We start from the raw sequence: 20,985 nt of genomic DNA, 5'->3' as shown, positions 1-20,985 counted from the left end.
TCCGTGAGCGGTTCGCGAGACACCTCGTTCGATCGTTTGCGGCGGATCTTCCGGTTCCTCGTGACCGGCGGTGCCGGCTTCATCGCAGATGCCGGAGTTCTCTGGCTGATGATGACGTTCACGCCGGCCGGACCGATTCTGGCGCGGTGCGTCTCGTTCCCGGCCGCCCTGACCGTCACCTGGATCCTGAACCGCTCCTGGTCGTTCGGGGACCGCGAGCGCCCGCACCTGAGTGCCGAACTGATCGGCTACGTGACCATCCAGGTGATCGGCTTCCTCGTGAACTCGGGGATCTATGTGGTGCTGGTCCTGGGATGGCTGGGGTTTTCGCTCCCCGCCCTTGTCGCGCTCTTCTTCGGATCCGGAACGTCGGCCTTCGTGACGTTCGCCCTGTTGAACATGCGTCTCTACCGAGCTGCAGACTAGGCTGTCCACGCCGGCAGCGTCCGGCGCTAGCCGTCGGCCTCGAGCCGATCCAGGTGGGCGTTCCACTCCCGCTTGCGCTGCAGGAAATCGGCAATGGTGCTGCGGCGGCGGTCGCCCCCGATGATGCCGAGGACAAGCCCGCTATAGAGCGACTGCAGGCCGACCATTCCGAAGGTCGCGGCTGCGACGGTGGTCGCGATGTAGGGAACTTCCCCGAACTTGAAGAACGTCGAGATGATGAAGATGCCCCAGATCAGCGAGATCAGCAGGCAGAGCGCGCCGGCAAGCCCGAAGATCACGAACGGGTAGAAGGTGATCGCGTTGATGATCGCAAACATCAGAATCCGCGCCCCGTCCCGGAAGGTGTCCAGCTTCGATTCAGAGTCTTCCTTACGGGCGCGGTAATCGATCGGGATCTCGCGCACGTCGGCCTTCGCGTAGGCGGCGATCACGTTCAGTTCCGTTTCGAGCTGGAACCCGTGGCTCTGGACGTCCAGGAGAGTCACGAAAGGCGCCGACATGATGCGCATTCCCGAAAGAACGTCCCGGTAGCGCTTGTTCGACAGGAAAGAGATCAGCTGGGTCAGCACCCGGTTGCCGAAACCGTGGAAGCTGCGCGTGTTCTGCTTGTCGTACGCGCCATCGGAGACGCGGTCGCCCACGACCATGTCGCAGCGTTCGCGGATCAGTTCGTCGCACAGGCGCCGCGCGTCAGTGGCCGGGTAGGTGTGGTCCGCGTCGATCATGATGAACACGTCGGCCACGATCCGCGACAGCGCCTTCTTCACCGCGCGGCCCTTACCCTGCTCGCCTTCCCTCAGAAGCAGATGCCGGGTCCCGCGGAACTCCTCCTCGACGATTTCATAGGTGCGGTCCTTGGAGTTGTTGTCGACCACGACCATGACCGCGTCGGGGAAGTGCGCACCGTAGTCCGCGATGGTGTCGGCGATCGCGTGCTCTTCATTGTAGGCGGGAATGACGATGCAGATCTTGGCCATGGAACAACTATGCAGAGGGGGTGAGGTCGGCGGAGTGGGGTACCCTGCGGCGGAGCGTGCGCGCGCGCAACAGATTGTTCGACGACGGTGCGGGCGCCGCTAGCGCTTTACCCGTCGCACCCGTGCGGTTCAAGGAATGTTCATTGGCCCGTGTGACGACCCGACCTGGGGCCGGGTGAATTCGGGCCTTGCCCGTCAGCTCTCGGGTACGTTGCGATCGAGCTCCTCCAGCCAGACCTTTGCCGACGCGTCGCTCGGTGCGCGCCAGTCGCCGCGCGGCGAGAGAGAGCCGCCGGAGCCGACCTTGGGTCCGTTCGGGACCGCCGAGCGCTTGAACTGGCTGGTCTGGAAGAAGCGGTGCAGGAACACCCGCAGCCACTTGCGCACCGTCGCCAGGTCGTAGGCGTTCCGGGACGGTTCAGGGAAATTCGGTGGCCAGGCGCCGGCACTGCTGTCCTTCCAGGCATGCAGGGACAGGAACGCGACCTTGCTCGGTGCGCAGCCGTGCCGGGTGACGTGGTAGAGATTGAAGTCCTGCAGCTCGTAGGGGCCGACGAAGTCCTCCGTGCGCTGGGCCGGCTTGTCGCTGTCGGCATCGCCCGGCACCAGCTCCGGCGAGATCTCCGTGTCGAGCACCTTCAGCGCCACCGCGCTCGCCGCCTCGCTGAAGCGGTGGGTGCTCGCGGCCCAGCGGATGAGGTGCTGGATCAGCGTCTTCGGCACCGAGGCGTTGACGTTGTAATGGGACATGTGGTCGCCGACGCCGTAGGTCGCCCAGCCGAGCGCCAGCTCGCTGAGGTCGCCGGTGCCCAGCACCAGGGCGTTGTGGAAGTTGGCCAGCCGGAACAGCGTCGCCGTGCGCGCGCCGGCCTGCACGTTCTCGAACGTGATGTCGTAGACCGGCTGACCCTTCGCGAACGGGTGCCCGATGTCTTCCAGGGTCTGCCGGCAGACCGGTGTCATGTCGATCTCGTCCGCGCTGACGCCGAGCGCCCGCATCAGATCCCAGGCATTCTCGCGGGTGGATGCGCTGGTGGCGAAGGCGGGCAGGGTGTAGGCGAGGATGTTCTCCCGCGGCAGCCCGATCTCGTCGAAGGCCTGGCAGGCGACGAGCAGGGCCTGGGTGGAGTCGAGGCCGCCGGAAACGCCGATGACGATCCGCTTGATCCCGGTCGAGGCAAGCCGCTGGGCGAGCCCGCTGACCTGGATGTTGTAGGCTTCGAAGCACAGCTCATCGAGCCGGGCCGGATCGGCCGGCACGTACGGAAAGCGCGGCACCGCGCGCGCGAGCGGCAGGACCGGATCGCTCGGCGGCTCGAAATCGAAGGAGATGCGCCGCATCGGCTGTTCGTGATGGGCTGCGCAATCGCCGAAGGTGCCGTGTCGGATCCGCTCCTGCACCAGAAGACCGACATCCACATCGGCCGTGGTCAGTTGCGCTCCACGCAGGAAGCGCTCCGATTCCGCCAGCAGCGACCCGTTCTCGTAGATCATCGCGTGGCCGTCCCAGGCGAGATCGGTGGTCGATTCGCCGGCGCCGGCAGCTGAATAGAGATAGGCGGCGAAGCAACGGGCGGAATGCACCCGGCACAGCGCGTGCCGGTAGTCCGACTTGCCGATCGTCACGTTCGAGGCGGACAGGTTCAGAAGCACCGTCGCGCCGGCAAGTGCGGCGTGGGTGCTGGGCGGGATCGGGACCCAGACGTCCTCGCAGACTTCGGCGTGGAGCACGAGGCCCGGTACGTTGGGCGCGTCGAACAGCAGGTCGGTGCCGAACGGGATCTCCTCGCCGAAAAGCCGCACGTGGGAGCGGGCCGTCGCACTGGCCGGCGAAAAGTGGCGGCCCTCGTAGAATTCGCGGTAGTTCGGCAGGTAAGCCTTCGGCACGATGCCGAGGATCCGGCCCTTGTGGATCGCGACCGCCGTGTTGAAGAGCCGGTCCTCCAGCACCAATGGGGCGCCGACCAGAACCATCGGGCGCAGATCGCGGGTTGCCTCGGTCACGTCCTTCAGCGCGGTCTCCACCGCCTCGAGAAGGGCTCCCTGCTGCAGCAGATCGTCGATCGCGTACCCCGACAGGCAGAGTTCCGGGAAGAGCACGACGGCCACCGAGCGGTCGTGTGCCTCGCGGGCCATTGCGATCACGCGCTCGGCGTTGGCGGCGGGATCCGCCAGTGCGACCTCCGGCGTGGCCGTGGCGACGCGGACGAAGCCGTGACGGTAGAGATTGTGGAAGCTCAGTTCTTGCATCGTGCCTCGACCGGGCGGAACCGTGTGCTGTCTCGCCGCCTTGCGCGACGACCTTCAACGCGCGGGCAGCTAACCCGTTATTCTCATAGTGAGCAATAGTGGCTGAGAGGCGTCACGATGTTCCGCCCGCCGAAGCTACCAGCCGCCGCCGCCTCCACCGCCGCCACCCCCGCCGGAGAACCCGCCGCCGAAGGAGCCGGAGGATCCGCCGCTTGCGGCCTTGATCGATGATACACCCTGGCTCACGGTCCGGCTGATCCCGGAACCGATCCCGTCGGAGACGGAATTGAGCGCCGCGGGCGACCAGGCTCCCGAATGGCTGCCGTGGTACCAGGCGGGCGCCACCATCGCGCCGGCCGCCACCAGATGCGCGAACTGGTTGGTCCAGGCCGTTTCGACGCCGAGCGCCACGGCATAAGGCAGCATCTCCTCGAAGTGCTCGAACGTCCGGTCCGGCGGATTGGCGAACTTGAGGCGGTCGGCTTCGGCCACGGTCAGATAGAGGCGCGTGCCCTCGATTTCCCGGAGAGCATCGAGCCCCGCGCTCGTCGGCCGACCCATCAGCCAGAAGAAGACCGGCGGGACGGCCGCCGTGATCAGGAGTGCGGTACCGGCCAGGAAGCCGGCATCGCCGATCAGCAGGATCGACGTGCCGAGCGAGAAGACGAGCGCGATCGCGGTGAAAAAGGAGAAGAACAGGGCGGTCGGCAGGCTCGACCAGTTGCGTCGGAACACCAGCCACCAGCTCTTCAGGGCCAGCGTCCCGGCGACGATCAGTCCGACGACGGTCGCGAGCGCGAAGATCCGGTAGGCAGCGCCGGCCAGCGGGTCGGGGCTGAACAGGTCGCCCACGATCCAGGTCGCCGCGGCGATCGCCGCACCGCCGAGCCACCATCCGAGATTGTGTTCGACGTGGCGGCGCAGGAAGCGGCCGCCGAGGAAGGACTTCAGCGTCGTGTTGGCCTTGGCCATCACGACGGAGTCGGCCTTCGAGAGCGTGACCGTGTCGCCCTCGTCGGCGAACAGCTTGGCCAGGACCTTCGCTTCGCCAGGGCTCGGATCCGCCTTGCCAGGCCCGACGCGCGTCAGTGTGAGCGTCTTGTCCGGGCCCTCGGAAATCTCGACGTGTCCCTTCACAGCCAGATCGAGGATCGCAGCGACCAGGCACTTCGTGTCGTAGACCATGCGATCGAGATAGCGCATGGCATGGGGCGGCACCTGCGGCCGGTAGACCGGTATGATCGGCCCCAGCGCCGGATCGCGGCCCACCTTGTTCCATGCGTAGAGAAAGTAGCCGATCGTGGCGAGCGCCCCGAGAACGGTGACGACAACCTCGAACGGGTTGCCGACGTGGCGCGCGAGCCATGAGGGTTCGGCGACGATGCCCTTGGGGAACGCGACGGCGACGGTCATGCCGCTTTCGGGGGGGAGGGCCTGACTGGTCACGAACAACGCCCCGGATCGGCCTGTCTCGACCGTCGCGCTGTCGCCGCTTTCGCCGAAGCTCCCCGTATAGACCGAGGCATCGAGGACCGATGCGCCGTCCGGAAGGGTGACCAGGGCCTCCGCCTTCTCGATCGGGAAGGCCCACTGGTCGCCGGTCGCGTTCCAGTAGATCTCGTCGTAGCCGTCGAAGAAGCCGACCTGCTTGGTCATCGAGTAGGCGATTTCGTAGGTGTAGACGCCCGGCTTCAGAATGACCTCGGCATTGCCGATGCGGATCTTCGCCTGACCGGTCTCCATGGTCAGCTGGTACGAGGCGGGGCTGCCGTTCATGGTGACGGACGTGAGCTCGAAGTCCGCCGTCAGCCGGCCGAGCCCCATGACACGGGTCAGCGGGATCTCGCGGAAGATCCCGCGCCGGATCTGGTCGCCCTGGGCGACGACCTGAATGGTCTCGTGCACGTCTATGGCGCCGCTGTCCCGAACGTCGATGCGGCTCTGAAAAAGGCGAATGCGCTCCGGTCCCGAGACCGGTCCGCTGGGCGCTGCAGGGACTGGGGGAAGCGTCGGCATGGGACCGGTTGCCGGCTCGGCCGCGGACGGAGCCGTGGTCGTGTCCTGGGCCTGGGCAGGGGCAACGGCGACGGTTTCCAGTGTGGAAACGGCTGCCCGTCCTGCACCGAACAGATAGTCCGATGCGGCCGAACCGAGGCCGGACATGCTGAAGATCGCAATGAGGATCCAGATGACTTGCCTGACCGACATGCCTGCCTTTCCCGAACGGATCTGCGTCTATTGGAGCAAACGGACGTGCTCAACCTATCGAAATTGGAGCCAGTCCCGATTGCTCAGGTGGCTGCGTCCGAGCAGGGAGGGCTTTAAGCCTGGGGCATGCCGAAATCGACCTTGACCGGCTCGGCGACCTTCGGGTCGTCGAACTCCAGGAACTCCCGCTCCGAAAAGCCCAGCGAACGGGCGAACAGGTTCGCCGGGAACGACTGGATCATCACGTTGAAGGCTTTGACCGAGCCGTTGTAGAAGCGCCGCGACCGCGAGATCTGGTTCTCGGTCTCTGCCAGTTCTTCCTGCAGATGCCGGAAGTTCTGGTCGGCCTTGAGGTTCGGGTAGGATTCGGCCAGCGCGAACAGACGCCCGAGCGCACCGGTCAGCATGTTCTCCGACTGGGCCTGGCTGTTGGGCGAGCCGGTGTTGGTCGCCGCCTGATTGCGCGCCTCGATGACGGCCTCCAGCGTCTGCCGTTCGTGGCTCGCGTAGCCCTTCACCGTTTCCACCAGATTGGGGATCAGGTCGTAGCGGCGCTTCATCTGGACCTGGATGTCCGACCAGGCCTCGTCCACCTGGGCGCGCGCGGCAACCAGCCGGTTGTAGAGAAGAATGGCGAAGATCGCGATCAGCACGATCACGCCAAGCACAATCCAGGTTGTCATCGCTGCGAACCCTCCGCGCCCGAACCCGATCCAGCAGGTTTTAGGCGATGCGCCGCCCGGTCGAAAGCCCGGAGTTCAGGCGAGGTCGAGAATGTAGCGGGCGGCGGTGAAGTAGATCATCAGCCCGGTCACGTCGACGAAGGTGGCCAGCAGCGGGGCGGATATGACGGCCGGGTCGAGACGCACCGCCCGGATGCCGAGAGGCAGCAGCGATCCGACCACGTTGCCCCAGGTCACGATGCCGAGGACGCCGATCGCGACGGTGAACGTCACCAGCTCCGGCGAGAACTTTCCATGCTCGGTGTAGTCCGCCCAGCCCAGCACGTCCCACAGCGTGATGCGGGCGGTGGCGACGAGACAGAGCAGCGCGCCGAGGATCAGTCCGGTGACGATCTCGCGGCGGAAGATGCGGAACCAGTCACTCAGATTGCATTCCTTCACCGCAAGGGCGCGAATGATGAGGGTCGAGGACTGGGACCCGCTGTTGCCGCCGCTCGACAGGATCAGCGGCAGGAACAGGGCCAGCACGACGGCCTGGTCGAGCTCCGCCTCGTAATAGGTGAGGGCGGTGGCGGTCAGCATTTCGCCGAGGAACAGGATCGCCAGCCAGCCGCCGCGCTTGCGCACCTGCTGGAAGACCGAAGTCATCATGTAGGGCGTGTCGAAATTCGAGACGCCGCCCATCTTCTGCATGGTGTCGGAGAAGGCGTCCTGGGTGAGGTGCAGGATATCGTCGGCCCGGATCAGGCCGATGAGCCGGTTGTCGGCGTCCACCACGGGCATTTCGACGGCGTCGCGGACCTGGAAGCGATGGATCGCGGTCTCCACGGAATCGCTTGCCTGAAGCGACGTCACTTCGCGGTCGAGCAGCTTTTCGATCGGGTCGGTCGCCTCGATGCGGACCAGCTCTTCCAGCTCGAGCCGGTCGATCAGCCGGTTTTCCTGGTCCACCACGTAGATGCTGACGACCGGGTGACTGCGCGGCGTGCGCGCCCGAAGCCGCTCGTAGATCGCCCTTGGGGTATCGGCCGGCGCGGCGGTCAAGAACGTGTAGCTGATCCAGCGGCCGACCTCGTCGCGGTCGTAGTGCAGCAGCTGCCGGCCGATCTCCGGATCGAGCTCGGTCAGCTCCTCGTAGATCGTGCGCGCCCGGGTGCGCGGCATCTTCCTGAGCAGGAGAGCGATATCCTCCTCCGGCACCTGACGGATCAGCTCAAGGGCCTGGTCGAGCGGCACCGAGCGGAGAATGTAGTTCTGATGGACAAACGAGATCCGGCCGAACACGTCCGCCCGCAATTCCTTCCTGATCACCGGAAAGAGCTGGGCGGCCTGGGTGCGGGAGAGATTCTCGATGATCTCGGAAAAATCGCCCGCCCTGAAATGTTTGGTGATCGTGGCGAGAGTCTTGCGGTCGTCCGTCTCCAGGGCGGCCCGGATCGGCTCGATCTGCTTGTAGGGGTCTACCGTCTTCACGTCGAACTCCACCATCGGCAGCGATCCCGTGTCCGGCGAAGCCGGCCTGACACCGGCCGCGCAACGGCGATTTTGCGTGCGCGGCCAGATGGATCGCTCGGATCTCTGCACCGCCTTCTGACGCTGCAGGATGAAGCCTGTGTGAAGTTGGCGTCGCAATTTGCCGGCTGAGCTTCCGCCGGTCAGTTCTGGCCGCGTTCGGTCTCGATCCAGTCCCAGATCATGCCGGCGATGTCGGGTCCGCCGAGCTTCGCCACGGCCCGGATGCCGGTCGGCGAGGTGACGTTGATCTCCGTCAGATTGCCGTCGATCACGTCGATACCGGCGAAGAGGATCTTCTCCTCCCTGAGCGCCGGTCCGACAGTGGCCAGGATTTCCCGCTCGCGCTCCGTGAGTTCGGTCGCCGCGGCCGCGCCGCCGCGCACCATGTTGGAACGGAGGTCGCCCTTGGCCGGAACCCGGTTCACCGCACCTGCGAACTCGCCGTTGACCAGGATGATGCGCTTGTCGCCATCCGACACCTTGGGCAGGAAGCGCTGGATGACCCAGGGTTCCCGGAAGCTCGCGGCGAAGAAATCGTAGAGCGAGCCGTAGTTCAGGTCGTCCTCGGTGAGCCGGAAAACGGCCTGTCCGCCGGCGCCGAACAGCGGCTTCATGACGATGTCGCCGTGCTCGGCCCGGAACGCATCGATCTCGGCCCGGTCACGGGTGATCAGCGTCGGCGGCATCAACTCGGGAAACCGCATCACGTAGAGCTTCTCCGGTGCGTTGCGCACCGCCGCCGGGTCGTTGACCACCAGCGTGTCCGGCTGGATCCGCTCCAGCATGTGGGTGGCGGAGATGTAGGACATATCGAACGGCGGATCCTGCCGCATCAGCACCACGTCGACTTGCCTGAGCGAGGTGCGCCTGGCTTCGCCGAGCGAGAAATGGGCGCCGACTTCGTCCTTGACCTTAAGGGGCTCAAGCGCGGCGACCACGTCGGTCGCCGTCTCCGCAAGCCGGTCCGGCGTGTAGTGAAAGAGCTCGTGGCCGCGCGCCTGGGCTTCCAGAAGCAGCGCAAAGGTGGAATCCCCGGCGATCTTGATCGACTCGATGTGATCCATCTGCACGGCGATCTTGAGCGGCATGGCGGGCTCCTGAGATGGGAAGAGAAGAAGAGAGCGGTCCTTGATGAGCCAGTTCGCCGCTACGGTCCAGACCGGTGCGGGTGGAAGGTCAGAACCGGGTCCGCTCCTCGAATGCGTTGCTGAGATGCTGCGGCCAGCGGCCGGGCGTGACCACCACGATATCGAACCGCAGGGTGTGATCGGCATAGGCGGGATTGCGGGCCAGCCATGCGGCGGCCGCGCGGCTCAGACGGTGCTGCGCCTTCGGACCCACCGCCTCGAGCGCCACGGCCGGGTCAGCGCGCGCCTTCACCTCTACGATGGCGACAGTGGACCCGCGCCGGGCCACAAGATCGATCTCGCCGGCACCGGTGCGCACCCGCCGCCCGATGATGCGGTAGCCTTTCAGGATCAGGGCGATCGCCGCCCGTGTCTCCGCCGCCAGCCCCCACCGATAGGCCTGCTGGCGGCCTGCGGGCGGCACGGGGGCTGTCACGCCTCGTCTCCGCCGGGGGGCGCACTCTTGAGGGTAAGGGCGAGCTGAAACAGATCGCGCCGCTCGCGTCCCGTCACCCGGGCCACCTCAGCTGCCGCCTTTCCGGCCGGGAGACGCTCCAGCGCCGCCGCCAGAAGCGCTTCGGCGTCTTCTTCGCTGGTCGTGTCCTCTTCGGGCGGTCCGACGACCACGGCGATTTCGCCTTTGACCTTGCTGTCCGTCGGGAACGCCTCGCACAGCTCCGCCAAGGTCCCGCGCACCACGGTCTCGAACCGCTTGGTCAGCTCGCGGCAGACGACGGCTGCGCGCTCAGGGCCGCAGATGTCGGCGAGGTCGATCAGGGTCTGGGCGAGCCGGTTGGGCGATTCGTAGAGCACTAGGCTCGTCGGCTGCCGGGCGAAGGTCTCGATTCGCCGGCGCCTTGGGCCGCCCTTCTGTGGCAGAAACCCGAGAAAGACCACGGTGTCCGTCGGCAATCCTGCCGTGGTGAGCGCCGCCGTCAGCGCCGACGCACCGGGAATCGGAAACACGGCGATACCGGCGGCCGCCACGTCCTCGACCAGCTTGTAGCCCGGGTCCGATACCAGCGGGGTTCCGGCATCCGACACCAGCGCGATCGACTCTCCGGCTTCCAGCCGCTCCAGGATCTTGGGCCGCTGCTTGACCGCGTTATGCTCGTGATAGCTGAACAGGCGGGTCTTGATCTGGTAGCGGTCGAGCAGCACCCGGGTGACGCGGGTGTCCTCGCAGAAAATCGCGTCGGCGGCCGCCAGGGTCTTCAGGGCCCGGATCGTGATGTCGTCGAGATGGCCGATCGGGGTCGATACGACGTACAACCCAGGCGCCAGCGCGGGCGCCTCGAAACGCGTTGAATCCAGCCAGAATTGGGGGTCACGTCGCAGTTCGGTCATAACCGTTTGTCAAGTGGTTAGGGGAAGGCCTTGCGGATCGGAATTCGCCAGTGTTTGTTGGGCGACGAGCCCGAGAGGCACCCTGCGCCGGGTTGGTGGGCGCGCGCAAGGCTTGCAAGAGGATCCGACAGAAATGACCATGGCCCGGTCTCGCATCGTCTCACGTCTGGCACGTACGGTGGCCGTGTTCGGTCTCGCCGGCACGCTTGCGGCCTGCGTCGGTACCCCGACCGGCCCGCAGACGCCGTCCCGGCCGACGCAGCCGAGCCAGCCGGCCGGCGAGGTGATCGGCTCAGGTTCCGTTCCCGTCGCGCTCCTTCTGCCGATGTCGGCCGGTGGCGAGGCTGCCGGGTTGGCAACCGCATTCCGCAATGCCGCCGAACTTGCGATGGACGACTTCCCGAATTCGGATATTCGCATTCTCGTGCGCGACACCGGCGGCACCCAGGGTGGGGCGCAGGCGGCGGCCCAGGCGGTGCTGGGTGAGGGCGCCAAGCTGATTCTGGGTCCGGTCTTCTCGCCGGCTGTTGCCGGCGCGGCCGGTCCGGCGCGTCAGGCCGGCGTACCGGTCATCGCGTTTTCCACCGATGCCACCGTCGCCAAGCGCGGCGTCTATCTTCTGAGCTTCCTGCCCCGGCAGGATGCCGACCGCATCGTCTCCTACGCCATCTCCAAGGGCAGCACGTCGCTGGCGGCGCTCGTTCCCGACAACGGCTACGGCCTGGTGATGGAGGCGGCCTTCCGCGAGGCGGTGTCGCGCGGCAACGGTCAGGTGGTCGCGGTCGAGCGCTATCAGCAGGAGCCCGGCGACATGGCCGCCAAGGCGGCGGCCATTGCCTCCAAAGGCAGCCAGGTGCGCGGCATCTTCATGCCGAACGGCGGTCGCGATCCGGGCGTGCTGGCGGCTGCGCTGCGCGAGAACGGGCTCTCCAGCGCCAAATATCTCGGCAGCGGTCAGTGGGACGACCCCAACGTGCTCGAATCGGAGGCGCTCAGCGGCAGCTGGTATCCGGCGCCCCAGGGACGCGGCTTCTCCTCCTTCGAAAGCAAGTATCAGCGCAAGTTCGGCGCGCCTCCGCCGCGGACGTCGTCGCTCGCCTATGATGCGGCGAGCCTGGCGGCCGGTCTCGTCCGGGCGCGCGGCGCCACGGCTTTCACCGACGACATGCTGACCAACCCCGACGGCTTCCTCGGCGTCGACGGCATCTTCCGCTTCCTGCCCGACGGCCGCAGCCAGCGGGGCCTCGCCGTCTACGAGGTGCTCGGCAACGGCAACTCGAAGGTCGTGTCGCCGGCGCCGCGCAGCTTCACCCAGGGCGGCGGGTTCTGACCCGCCGCATGCCGGTCTGTCCAGTGGCGGGGAACGGCTGAATGCTTGCTGGCAAGCGTGTCCTGCTCGTGATCTCCGGCGGCATTGCCGCCTACAAGGTCCTCGAACTCATCCGTCGCCTGCGGGAACGGGGGGCGAGCGTCCCGACGATCCTGTCCGGGGCGGCGGACCAGTTCGTGACGCCGCTTACGGTCGGCGCACTGTCCGGTGAGCCGGTCCATCGGGACCTGTTCGATCTGACGCGAGAAAGCGATATCGGCCATATCCGGCTCTCCCGTGACGCCGACCTGCTGGTCGTGGCGCCTGCGACGGCCGACCTGATCGCCAAGATGGCCAACGGACATGCCGACGACCTGGCCTCGACGGCGCTGATGGCCACCGACAAGCCGGTCCTGATCGCACCCGCCATGAACCCGCGCATGTGGTCGAACCCCGCCACGCGGCGGAACATGGACCTGCTGCGCGCCGACGGCATCCGGGTGGTCGGTCCGAATGTGGGCGAAATGGCGGAGCGCGGCGAGGCCGGTGAGGGTCGCATGGCCGAGCCTGCCCGGATCCTGGCTGCGATCGAGGCAGCCTTTGCCGCCGAGCCGGCCCTGATTTCCGGTCCGAAGGTGCTTGCCGGCCGGCGGGTCATCGTGACGTCCGGTCCGACCCACGAACCGATCGATCCGGTGCGCTACCTGGCCAACCGGTCGTCCGGGCGTCAGGGCCACGCCATTGCCACGGCCTGCGCGGCGGCGGGCGCGGACGTTACCCTGGTCAGCGGACCGGTGACGGTGCCCGATCCGGCGGGCGTGAGGACGATCGCCGTGGAAACGGCGTCCCAGATGCTCGAGGCCGTCGAGGCGTCGCTTCCGGCCGATGTGGCCGTGATGGCGGCCGCGGTTGCCGACTGGCGCGTGGCCTCGGCCTCGGAACGGAAGCTGAAGAAGCCCGCCGACGGCGCTCCGCCGGTCCTGGAACTGGTCGAGAACCCCGACATTCTCGCGACCATTGGCCGTCACCATACGCTTCGCCCCCGGCTTGTGGTCGGCTTCGCGGCGGAAACGGACGACCTGCTTGAGAACGCGCTTTCGAAGCTCGCCCGCAAGGGGGCCGATTTCATCGTGGCCAACGATGTCAGCCCGGCGACGGGGGTGATGGGCGGCGAGGCGAACACGGTCCGCATCGTCACGCCGGACGGCAATGAAGAGTGGCCCAAGATGTCCAAGATCGAGGTCGCCGACCGGCTCGTCGCGCGCATCGCGGCAAGCTTGGACAAGCCCGAAAGCGGCTCATGACAGGCGCTCCCGTCCTTCAGGTCGTGCAACTGCCGCACGGCGAAGATCTGCCGCTGCCCGCTTATCAGAGCGAGGCGGCCGCCGGCATGGATTTGCTTGCCGCAATTCCCTATGCCGACCCGATAGCGCTCGCGCCGGGCGAACGCACCCAGGTCCCGACCGGGCTGCGAATTGCGCTTCCCGTCGGTACCGAGGGTCAGGTGCGTCCCCGTTCGGGGCTTGCCGCACGCCACGGGCTGACGGTCGTCAACGCGCCGGGGACGATCGATGCCGACTATCGCGGGGAGGTCGGGGTGCTTCTGATCAACCTCGGAAGCGAGCCTGTCACAATCCGACGCGGCGACCGGATCGCCCAGCTTGTCGTGGCGCCGGTCGTGAAGGTGTCCGTCGAGGCGGCCGATGCGCTTCCGGATACGGTGCGCGGAGAGGGCGGCTTCGGCTCCACTGGCATCGGTTGAGCATCACGGCGCTCGCCATCAGGCCAAGGTTGACGGACGGGGCGGGGCGGCTGCAAATCCGGCCATGAGCTTTTCGCGCGACGAGATCGAACGCTATGCCCGGCATCTGGTGCTGCCGGAAGTCGGCGGCCCGGGTCAGCAGAAGCTGAAGGCCGCGCGGGTCCTGGTGATCGGAGCGGGCGGGCTCGGTTCGCCGGTCGTGCAGTACCTGGCCGCATCCGGGGTGGGGACGATCGGGATCGTCGACGACGACCACGTCGCTTTGTCCAACCTTCAGCGCCAGATCCTGCACGGAACCGGCGACGTGGGCCGGCTGAAGGTCGAGTCCGCCGCCGAAGCGGTCGCCCGCCTGAACCCCAACGTAACCGTGGAGCCGCACGCCGAACGACTGACCCGGGAGAGCGCCCGCAGCCTCGTTTCCGGCTACGACATCGTGGCCGACGGGTCGGATAACTTCGAGACCCGCTACGCGGTCTCCGACGCGTGCTTCTTCGAACGCAAGCCGCTGGTGACGGCGGCGGTCGGCCGCTTCGACGGATCGATCACGGTCCTGAAGCCCTACGAGACGGCGGCGGACGGTTCGCCCAACCCCACCTACCGGTGCCTGTTTCCCGAAGCCCCGCCGGAAGGGGTGGTGCCTACGTGCGCGGAGGCCGGCATCCTGGGCGTTCTGACCGGATTGGTCGGCACCCTTCAGGCGCTCGAGGTCATCAAGGAGGTCGTGGGACTGGGATCCACGCTCGTCGGCCGTTTGCTCCTGATCGACGCCCTGTCGCTTCGTTTCGAGACGATGGCCTACGGCCACGATCCCCGTAACCCGCTCAACGGATCCGGCCCGCCAGGATGAGCTTACTCAACTTCGATCCTGGCTGAGATGCGCTTCAGCGCTATGCAGCACGGAAGGGGGAGCAACCCACTTGCGGCATGGCGGGCTCCCTCAAGAATGGCTATCAGATCGTATGCAAAAGGCTGATCCTTCCTCCTCATCGCTGGGCGCTGCCAAGAAACAGGCCCGCGAAGAGCTTGGCATGTCGTTTGTCGAGTTCATCGCCCTGAATGCCCTCATGATGGCGCTCACCGCCTTGTCGGTGGACATCATGCTCCCGGCGCTGCCGGACATCGGGGATTCGTTCGGCGTCACCGAGGAGAACCATCGCCAGCTTCTCGTCGGTGTCTACATGCTCGGCTTTGCGCTCGGGCAGGTGATCTACGGCCCGCTGTCCGACCGGTTCGGCCGCAAGCCCATCCTCTATGTCGGCCTGCTGATCTATCTGGTCGGCACCGGGATCTGCATGCTGGCGCCGGAGTTCGGTCACCTTCTGCTGGGGCGCCTCGTCCAGGGAATCGGCTGTGGCGGCCCGCGTGTGATCGCGATCGCTCTGGTGCGCGACAAGTTCGAAGGCCGCGCCATGGGCAAGGTGATGTCCTTCATCATGATGATCTTTATCGTGGTGCCGGTGATCGCGCCGTCGGTCGGCGGAGCCATCACCGCGTTCGGCCCGTGGATCTGGATGTTCTACTTCCTGTTCTTCGTCGGCCTTGTCCTGCTGATCTGGACGGGCATCCGTCTGCCGGAAACCTGTCCTCCGGAAAACCGCACCGTCCTGTCGCCGGCAGGCATCGCCAAGGCCTTCAAGGCGGTTGTGACCACGCGCCAGAGCGTCGGATATGCGGTCTCGCTCGGCTTCATGTTCGGCGTCCTGATCGGCTATGTGAGCTCCGCACAGCAGGTCTATCAGCAGGTCTACGGCCTCGGCGCGATCTTCCCCGTCTTCTTCGGGGCAGTGGCGATCTTCATGTCGGCCTCCTCCCTCACCAACTCCCAGCTTGTGGAGCGGATGGGCATGCGACGGCTTTCCCACGGTGCGCTGATCGCCATGACCGTGATTCTGGTCGGCGCCATGCTGCTCGACGAGATCGCTCCGCTGTCGCTCGCGACGTTCACCTGTGCGTTCGGGGGCGTCTTCTTCTGCGTCGGCCTGATCCTGCCGAACTTCAACGCGCTCGCGATGGAGCCGCTCGGTCGTGTTGCCGGTATGGGGTCGTCGCTGATCGGCGCTTACATGACCGGGGTGGGGGCGATCCTGGGCACCTTCGTCGGCCAGCATTTCGACGGATCGATCCAGCCGATGACGCGCTGGTTCGCCGCCTTCGCCGTCTGTTCCCTCGTTGCGGTGTTGATCACCGAACGCGGCCGCCTGTTCGGAGTGGGCGAGGGCCGCTGAGGCGTTCTCTGATCGGGTCCGGACATCTGAACGCCGGACCATGCGCCTGAATCCGGACGATCGTGCCGTCTCGGTGCGGTCACGTTTCGTCGCCCGCATCGGATTCCCCCGGACAGGCTGCGCGCCATCTCTCCGATCCCATGCGCTCTGCCCCCATTGACCGCGGCGACTGTCGGAGTACGCTCACAGATTGCATGGACGCGCGGCGGTGGATTGCGACTCTTTGACGTGCCCGGCCGGTAGGGCGCGTGGCCCGATTGCGGGCAGAGCAAAGACAAACCTTCAGTCCGGATCTGAAGCGCGATCCATAAGGCGCTGTTCTGATTTAGGTTTTCTATAGCCGGCTCTGGTCGTTCGACGTATGCCGGGAGCCCGGCCCGGAGCGGCACGGTGCCCCGTGGCTGGCGCGAGCCTGTCGCTCGCGCCGCACTGCGGCATCGCGCCCCGGGATTGATGCCAATCAAGGCATTACATGATGATCCAGCTGAGAGTGGCTCCAATCTGAAAGCCCTCAGGCAATTGGACCTCGACGTGACGATCTCGAAGGATACGACAATGCGCGTGGACACGACCAGCGGGGGAACCGCCGGCGATGGGCCGATGTATGTCGCCGCGAAGAAGATTTACCCGCAGGCCGTGCACGGCCGGTTCCGGCGCATCAAATGGGGTGTGCTCGCCGTCACGCTGGGCATCTACTATTTCCTTCCGTTCGTTCGCTGGGACCGCGGCGCAAATGCGCCCGACCAGGCCCTGATGATCGATCTGCAAGCCGGCCGCGCCTACTTCTTCTCCATCGAGATCTGGCCGCAGGAGGTCTACTACGTCACCGGACTGCTGATCCTGGCGTCGCTGATCCTGTTCCTCATAAATGCGGTCGCGGGCCGTGTGTGGTGCGGCTATCTCTGTCCGCAGACGGTCTGGACCGACCTGTTCATGCTCATCGAGCGCTGGATCGAGGGCGATCGGCGCGAGCGCATGAAGCTCGACCAGCAGCCGATGTCGGCGCAGAAGCTCGCCAAGAAGGGTATCAAGCACACGCTCTGGCTGGCGATCGCCATGTGGACCGGCGGTGCGTGGATCCTCTATTTCGGCGACGCGCCGACCACGGTCGTGAATCTGTTCACGCTTCAGGCGTCGCCGATCACCTACGTGTTCGTGGGCATCCTCACCTTCACCACCTATTCGCTCGCCGGAATGATGCGCGAACAGGTGTGCACGTATATGTGTCCCTGGCCGCGGATCCAGGCCGCGCTCACCGACGAATGGGCCCTGAACGTCACCTACAAGACCGACCGCGGCGAACCGCGCGGATCGCTGAAGGAGATGCGCAAGCGGGCCGACGAGGGGCTGCCCGCCGGCGACTGCATCGACTGCTATCAGTGTGTTCACGCCTGTCCGACCGGTATCGACATCCGCGACGGCATCCAGCTCGAGTGCATCCAGTGCGGGCTCTGCATCGACGCGTGCGACACGGTCATGGAGAAGATCGGCCGCCCGACCGGGCTGATCGGCTACGACACTGACATGAACCTGGCTCGGCGGGCCGAGGGCAAGCCGCCGGTTTACAAGCTGATCCGGGCGCGGACGGTGCTCTATGCCGCGATCATCGCGCTGGTCGGCTCGGTGATGCTCTACACGCTGACCTCGCGCTCCTTCGCCGACATCAGCGTCCTTCATGACCGCAATCCGGTCTTCGTCCAGCTGTCGGACGGCGGTACCCGCAACGGCTACACCGTTCGCCTGCTCAACAAGCAGGGCTACGAGCGGACCTTCCTGCTCCGCGTCGCGGGCTTGCCGGAAGACACGCGCATCGAGGCTGTCGGTATCGAACAGTCCATCGACGGCAATCCGCTCATCACCATCGGGCCGGATCGGACCCGCGAGGTGCGTGTCCTCGTGTTCTCCGCGCCGGGTGCCGACCTTCCGCAATCGACGGACGTGACGTTCCAGATCGTCGATGTGAAGGACGGCGAGCGGGCAACCGCCGAGGACACCTTCAAGACCAGGTAGCCGGCCGGTTCCGGCCGGCCCCCTTGCCGAAACGCGGCTTGCGCCGGGCCTGGATGTATGAGTTGACTCCTGCATGGAGCGAGCAGCATGGCCATCATGACAGCCAACCGACAGCACTCCGGTTTCCGCATTACCGGCCGAAAGGTCTTCTTCGGACTTGTCGCCTTCTTCGGCATCATCATGGCCGCGAACGTCGTGCTGATCTGGCTCGCGATCGGTTCGTTTCCGGGTGTGGTGACAGACAGCGCCTATCAGGCGGGTCGCGAGTATCCGGAGTTCCTTGCCGCTGCGGAACGGCAGCGGGAACTCGGCTGGCAGGTGAACGAGAGCCTGAGCGTGGCCGGGCCCGATCAGCCGCTGACCCTGCGCATCAATGCTGACGACCGCGACGACGCACCGCTCTCCGGGCTTGCCGTGCTCGCGCGCCTTTCCAGTCCGACCCATGAGGGGCTCGATCGCGAAGCCCGGCTTCTGGAGGGCGAGACCGGCGTCTATCAGGGTCACATGGCAGGCCTGCCGGCGGGGCAGTATGACCTGGAGATTGAACTGACGGCCGGCAACGGCGACAGTTTCCGTTCGGTCAATCGGCTGGTGATTTCGGAGAACGGCGTGGTCCGATGACGACGGCCGAACGCGACTGGGCTTCTTTCGCCGAACCCGACGACGAGGGGCGGCTTTCCATGGAGCTCGCGGTCGACGGAATCTACTGTGCGGCCTGCATGACCCGGATCGAGCGCAGCCTCTCGGCGGTGCCCGGCGTCGAGCGCGCCCGGGTCAACCTGTCAAACAAGCGGGTTGCCGTCAGCTGGCGTCCGGAGGAGACCGACGGATCCGCCATCGTCTCGACGCTCGCCGACCTTGGCTACCAGGCGCGACCGTTCGTACGGGGCCAGATCGACGAGAGCTACAAGCGGGAGCGCAACGCGCTCTTCCGGGCCCTGGCCGTTTCCGGCTTCGCGGCCATGAACGTCATGCTCTTTTCCGTTTCGGTCTGGTCGGGCAACGTCACCGACATCACGCCGGAAACCCGCGAGCTCTTCCACTGGATTTCGGCGCTGATCGCGCTGCCGGCCGCCGCCTATGCAGGGCAGACCTTCTATCGCAGTGCTTTCAATGCGATCTCCCACGGCCGGCTGAACATGGACGTTCCGATCACGCTCGGCGTGATGCTGGCGCTGGGCCTCTCCTTCTACGGGACGCTGACGGCAAGCCACGACACCTACTTCGAATCCGCGCTGATGTTGCTGTTCTTCCTGCTGCTCGGGCGAACGCTCGATCATACCATGCGGCGTCGGACCCGGACCTATGCGGAGAACCTGGCCGCACTGCGCGCCGATACGGCGTTCGTCCTCGATGCCGACGGCGGCCTGAAGGAGCGTCCGGTGGCGGATGTGACGCCCGGCGAACTGGTGCAGGTGCCTGCCGGAACGCGGGTTCCGGTCGACGGGGTGGTGATCGAGGGCCGGTCCGAAATCGATCAGTCGCTGGTCACCGGCGAGACCATGCTGCAGGCGATCGGCGTCGACGACCGGGTCTATGCCGGCACCTTGAACGGTGAGGGCACGCTGACGGTCCGGGTGTCGGCAGCGGGCGAGGGGACGCTGCTGGACGAGGTCAACCGGCTCCTGGACCACGCCATGACCGCGCGCTCGCGCTCGCTGGCGCTGGCCGACAAGGCGGCGCGTCTCTATGCGCCGGTCGTTCACACGGCCGCGCTCCTGACGTTTCTGGGCTGGCTCGCCCTGGGGGCGGGCGCGGAGCGGTCGCTCGTCGTCGCCATCACCGTGTTGATCATCACGTGCCCCTGTGCGCTGGCGCTTGCCGTGCCGGCCGTCCAGGTGACGGCAGCCGGGGCCTTCTTCCGCAACCAACTGCTGCTTCATGCCGGCGATGCGCTGGAACGCCTGGCAGCGGTCGACACCGTCGTCTTCGACAAGACGGGCACGCTGACGATGCCGGCCGCCCGGATCGCCAACGCCGACAGTGTGCCCGATGCGGTTCTTAACGCGGCGCGCGCGCTTGCCGGTGGGTCACGGCATCCGGTTTCCGTCGCGATCGCGGCAAGCGGCAAGGGGACGGCGGCGGCGACGGATCTTCGCGAGATCGCCGGAGCGGGGATCGAGGGCCGTGTCGCGGGCACCTCCGCCCGTCTCGGCACGCCGGCTTTCGCGGGTGCCGAAGAGGAAGCGCAAGCGCTTGGAGCCGTCTTTCCGGACGCAACCCTGGTCGGCGTCCGACTGGAGGGTCTCCCCCCGTGCGTTCTCGCCGTCCAGCAGGTGCTGCGGCCGGATGCGGCCTCCACTGTGGCTGCGCTCCGGCGGAACGGGTTCGATCTTCGGATCCTCTCCGGCGACCGTGCGCCGGCTGTTCAAAGAGCTGCGGATAGCCTGGGTGTGAGCGATTGGCAGGCCGGGCTCAAGCCAGCCGACAAGATCGCCGTGCTGGAGGCGCTCAAGGCGGAAGGCCGGTCGGTCCTGATGGTCGGGGACGGTCTCAACGACGCGCCGGCGCTCGCGGCCGCGGATGTGTCGATCTCCCCGGTCACCGCCGTCGATCTCAGCCAGGCCGCGGCCGACGTCGTCTTTCTCGGCGACCGGCTCGCACCGGTGGCGACGGCCCTGGCGATCGGCCGCCGCGCCCGGCGGCTGATGAACGAGAATCTGGCGTTGGCGGCGATCTACAATCTGATCGCCGTGCCGATCGCCGTTACCGGACACGCGTCCCCGCTCATCGCCGCGGTGGCCATGTCGGCCTCGTCGATCCTGGTGACGGCCAATGCGCTGCGGGCGCAGCGGGTACCGGGGCAGGCGGAAGCAACGGTGGCGGCTACTCCGGCGCAGGGGTCCGCGGGCGAGGTCGCGCCGGCATGAACATCCTCCTCATCCTCGTTCCGGCTGCGCTCTTCCTCGGGCTCATCGGTCTCGCGGCCTTCCTCTGGTCGCTGCGCAGCGGCCAGTACGACGATCTGGAAGGCGCCAAGTGGCGCATTCTCACCGACGATGATCTGGGCCGCGACGGCGATCCCGGCGACGAGACGAGCGACGACCGGCGGCAGAGCTGAGACAATCTCGACGCGGCAGGGCGAACCCTTGCCGCGCGAAACCGTTGTCTGCCGGCGAAGAGCA

The 20,985-nt window shown here is 66.6% G+C and carries 18 protein-coding genes; 10 read left to right on the top strand and 8 right to left on the bottom strand.

Annotation, left to right across the window (positions count from 1 at the left end; translation table 11 throughout):
• Window positions 1-3 precede the first annotated feature (3 nt).
• Entirely contained in the window at window positions 4-426 is a 423-nt protein-coding gene (locus J2S73_RS13210; protein ID WP_306886016.1) for a GtrA family protein, read from the top strand.
• Window positions 427-452: 26 nt separating this feature from the next.
• On the opposite strand, the gene J2S73_RS13205 is transcribed toward J2S73_RS13210, so the two are convergent.
• The 8 genes from J2S73_RS13205 to rsmI form a co-directional block, all read right to left on the bottom strand.
• Window positions 453-1,424 (bottom strand): glycosyltransferase family 2 protein, encoded by a 972-nt coding sequence (locus tag J2S73_RS13205; protein WP_306886015.1) that lies wholly within the window; start codon window positions 1,422-1,424, stop codon window positions 453-455.
• A 195-nt stretch (window positions 1,425-1,619) separates the two neighbouring features.
• Complete coding sequence (locus J2S73_RS13200) at window positions 1,620-3,674, bottom strand: NAD(+) synthase (RefSeq protein ID WP_306886014.1); 2,055 nt, start codon at window positions 3,672-3,674, stop codon at window positions 1,620-1,622.
• A gap of 135 nt (window positions 3,675-3,809) precedes the next feature.
• Window positions 3,810-5,882, bottom strand: a complete 2,073-nt coding sequence (locus J2S73_RS13195; protein WP_306886012.1) for a DUF2207 domain-containing protein — start codon at window positions 5,880-5,882, stop codon at window positions 3,810-3,812.
• Between the two features lie 113 nt (window positions 5,883-5,995).
• On the bottom strand, window positions 5,996-6,565 hold the full coding sequence (locus tag J2S73_RS13190; protein ID WP_306886011.1) for a LemA family protein: 570 nt from the start codon (window positions 6,563-6,565) through the stop codon (window positions 5,996-5,998).
• Between the two features lie 75 nt (window positions 6,566-6,640).
• Window positions 6,641-8,053, bottom strand: a complete 1,413-nt coding sequence (mgtE, locus tag J2S73_RS13185) for a magnesium transporter (RefSeq protein WP_306886010.1) — start codon at window positions 8,051-8,053, stop codon at window positions 6,641-6,643.
• Between the two features lie 167 nt (window positions 8,054-8,220).
• Window positions 8,221-9,168, bottom strand: a complete 948-nt coding sequence (gene gshB / locus J2S73_RS13180; protein WP_306886009.1) for a glutathione synthase — start codon at window positions 9,166-9,168, stop codon at window positions 8,221-8,223.
• An 88-nt stretch (window positions 9,169-9,256) separates the two neighbouring features.
• On the bottom strand, window positions 9,257-9,643 hold the full coding sequence (locus tag J2S73_RS13175) for a YraN family protein (protein ID WP_306886008.1): 387 nt from the start codon (window positions 9,641-9,643) through the stop codon (window positions 9,257-9,259).
• On the bottom strand, window positions 9,640-10,479 hold the full coding sequence (gene rsmI, locus J2S73_RS13170; RefSeq protein ID WP_306886007.1) for a 16S rRNA (cytidine(1402)-2'-O)-methyltransferase: 840 nt from the start codon (window positions 10,477-10,479) through the stop codon (window positions 9,640-9,642). The genes J2S73_RS13175 and rsmI overlap by 4 nt, the downstream gene beginning before the upstream one ends.
• A gap of 214 nt (window positions 10,480-10,693) precedes the next feature.
• Between rsmI and J2S73_RS13165 the strand changes: the two genes are divergently transcribed.
• The 9 genes from J2S73_RS13165 to ccoS all read left to right on the top strand — a co-directional run bounded on the left by J2S73_RS13165 (window position 10,694) and on the right by ccoS (window position 20,921).
• Window positions 10,694-11,884, top strand: coding sequence for a penicillin-binding protein activator (locus J2S73_RS13165; protein WP_306886006.1), 1,191 nt, complete (start codon window positions 10,694-10,696; stop codon window positions 11,882-11,884).
• Between the two features lie 41 nt (window positions 11,885-11,925).
• The gene (gene coaBC / locus J2S73_RS13160) at window positions 11,926-13,167 is read left to right on the top strand and encodes a bifunctional phosphopantothenoylcysteine decarboxylase/phosphopantothenate--cysteine ligase CoaBC (protein ID WP_306886005.1); all 1,242 of its coding nucleotides are present in this window, start codon (window positions 11,926-11,928) and stop codon (window positions 13,165-13,167) included.
• The gene (dut, locus tag J2S73_RS13155) at window positions 13,164-13,625 is read left to right on the top strand and encodes a dUTP diphosphatase (RefSeq protein ID WP_306886004.1); all 462 of its coding nucleotides are present in this window, start codon (window positions 13,164-13,166) and stop codon (window positions 13,623-13,625) included. The genes coaBC and dut overlap by 4 nt, the downstream gene beginning before the upstream one ends.
• Before the next feature lie 64 nt (window positions 13,626-13,689).
• Window positions 13,690-14,472: a HesA/MoeB/ThiF family protein gene (locus J2S73_RS13150; RefSeq protein WP_306886003.1), complete on the top strand. Its 783-nt coding sequence runs from the start codon at window positions 13,690-13,692 to the stop codon at window positions 14,470-14,472.
• Between the two features lie 181 nt (window positions 14,473-14,653).
• Window positions 14,654-15,850, top strand: a complete 1,197-nt coding sequence (locus J2S73_RS13145) for a multidrug effflux MFS transporter (RefSeq protein WP_306886002.1) — start codon at window positions 14,654-14,656, stop codon at window positions 15,848-15,850.
• A gap of 555 nt (window positions 15,851-16,405) precedes the next feature.
• Complete coding sequence (gene ccoG, locus J2S73_RS13140) at window positions 16,406-17,860, top strand: cytochrome c oxidase accessory protein CcoG (protein WP_306886001.1); 1,455 nt, start codon at window positions 16,406-16,408, stop codon at window positions 17,858-17,860.
• 87 nt (window positions 17,861-17,947) lie between these two features.
• Window positions 17,948-18,481 carry a FixH family protein gene (locus tag J2S73_RS13135; RefSeq protein WP_306886000.1) on the top strand — a complete coding sequence of 178 codons (534 nt, stop codon included), beginning with the start codon at window positions 17,948-17,950 and terminating at the stop codon, window positions 18,479-18,481.
• Complete coding sequence (locus J2S73_RS13130) at window positions 18,478-20,730, top strand: heavy metal translocating P-type ATPase (RefSeq protein ID WP_306885999.1); 2,253 nt, start codon at window positions 18,478-18,480, stop codon at window positions 20,728-20,730. The genes J2S73_RS13135 and J2S73_RS13130 overlap by 4 nt, the downstream gene beginning before the upstream one ends.
• Window positions 20,727-20,921, top strand: coding sequence for a cbb3-type cytochrome oxidase assembly protein CcoS (ccoS, locus tag J2S73_RS13125; RefSeq protein WP_306885998.1), 195 nt, complete (start codon window positions 20,727-20,729; stop codon window positions 20,919-20,921). Before J2S73_RS13130 ends, ccoS begins: the two co-directional genes overlap by 4 nt.
• Window positions 20,922-20,985: the final 64 nt, after the last annotated feature.

Source organism: Amorphus orientalis, from assembly GCF_030814015.1.
In the GTDB taxonomy this organism is placed as follows: domain Bacteria; phylum Pseudomonadota; class Alphaproteobacteria; order Rhizobiales; family Amorphaceae; genus Amorphus; species Amorphus orientalis.
This window is presented reverse-complemented; position numbering and strand designations above follow the sequence as displayed.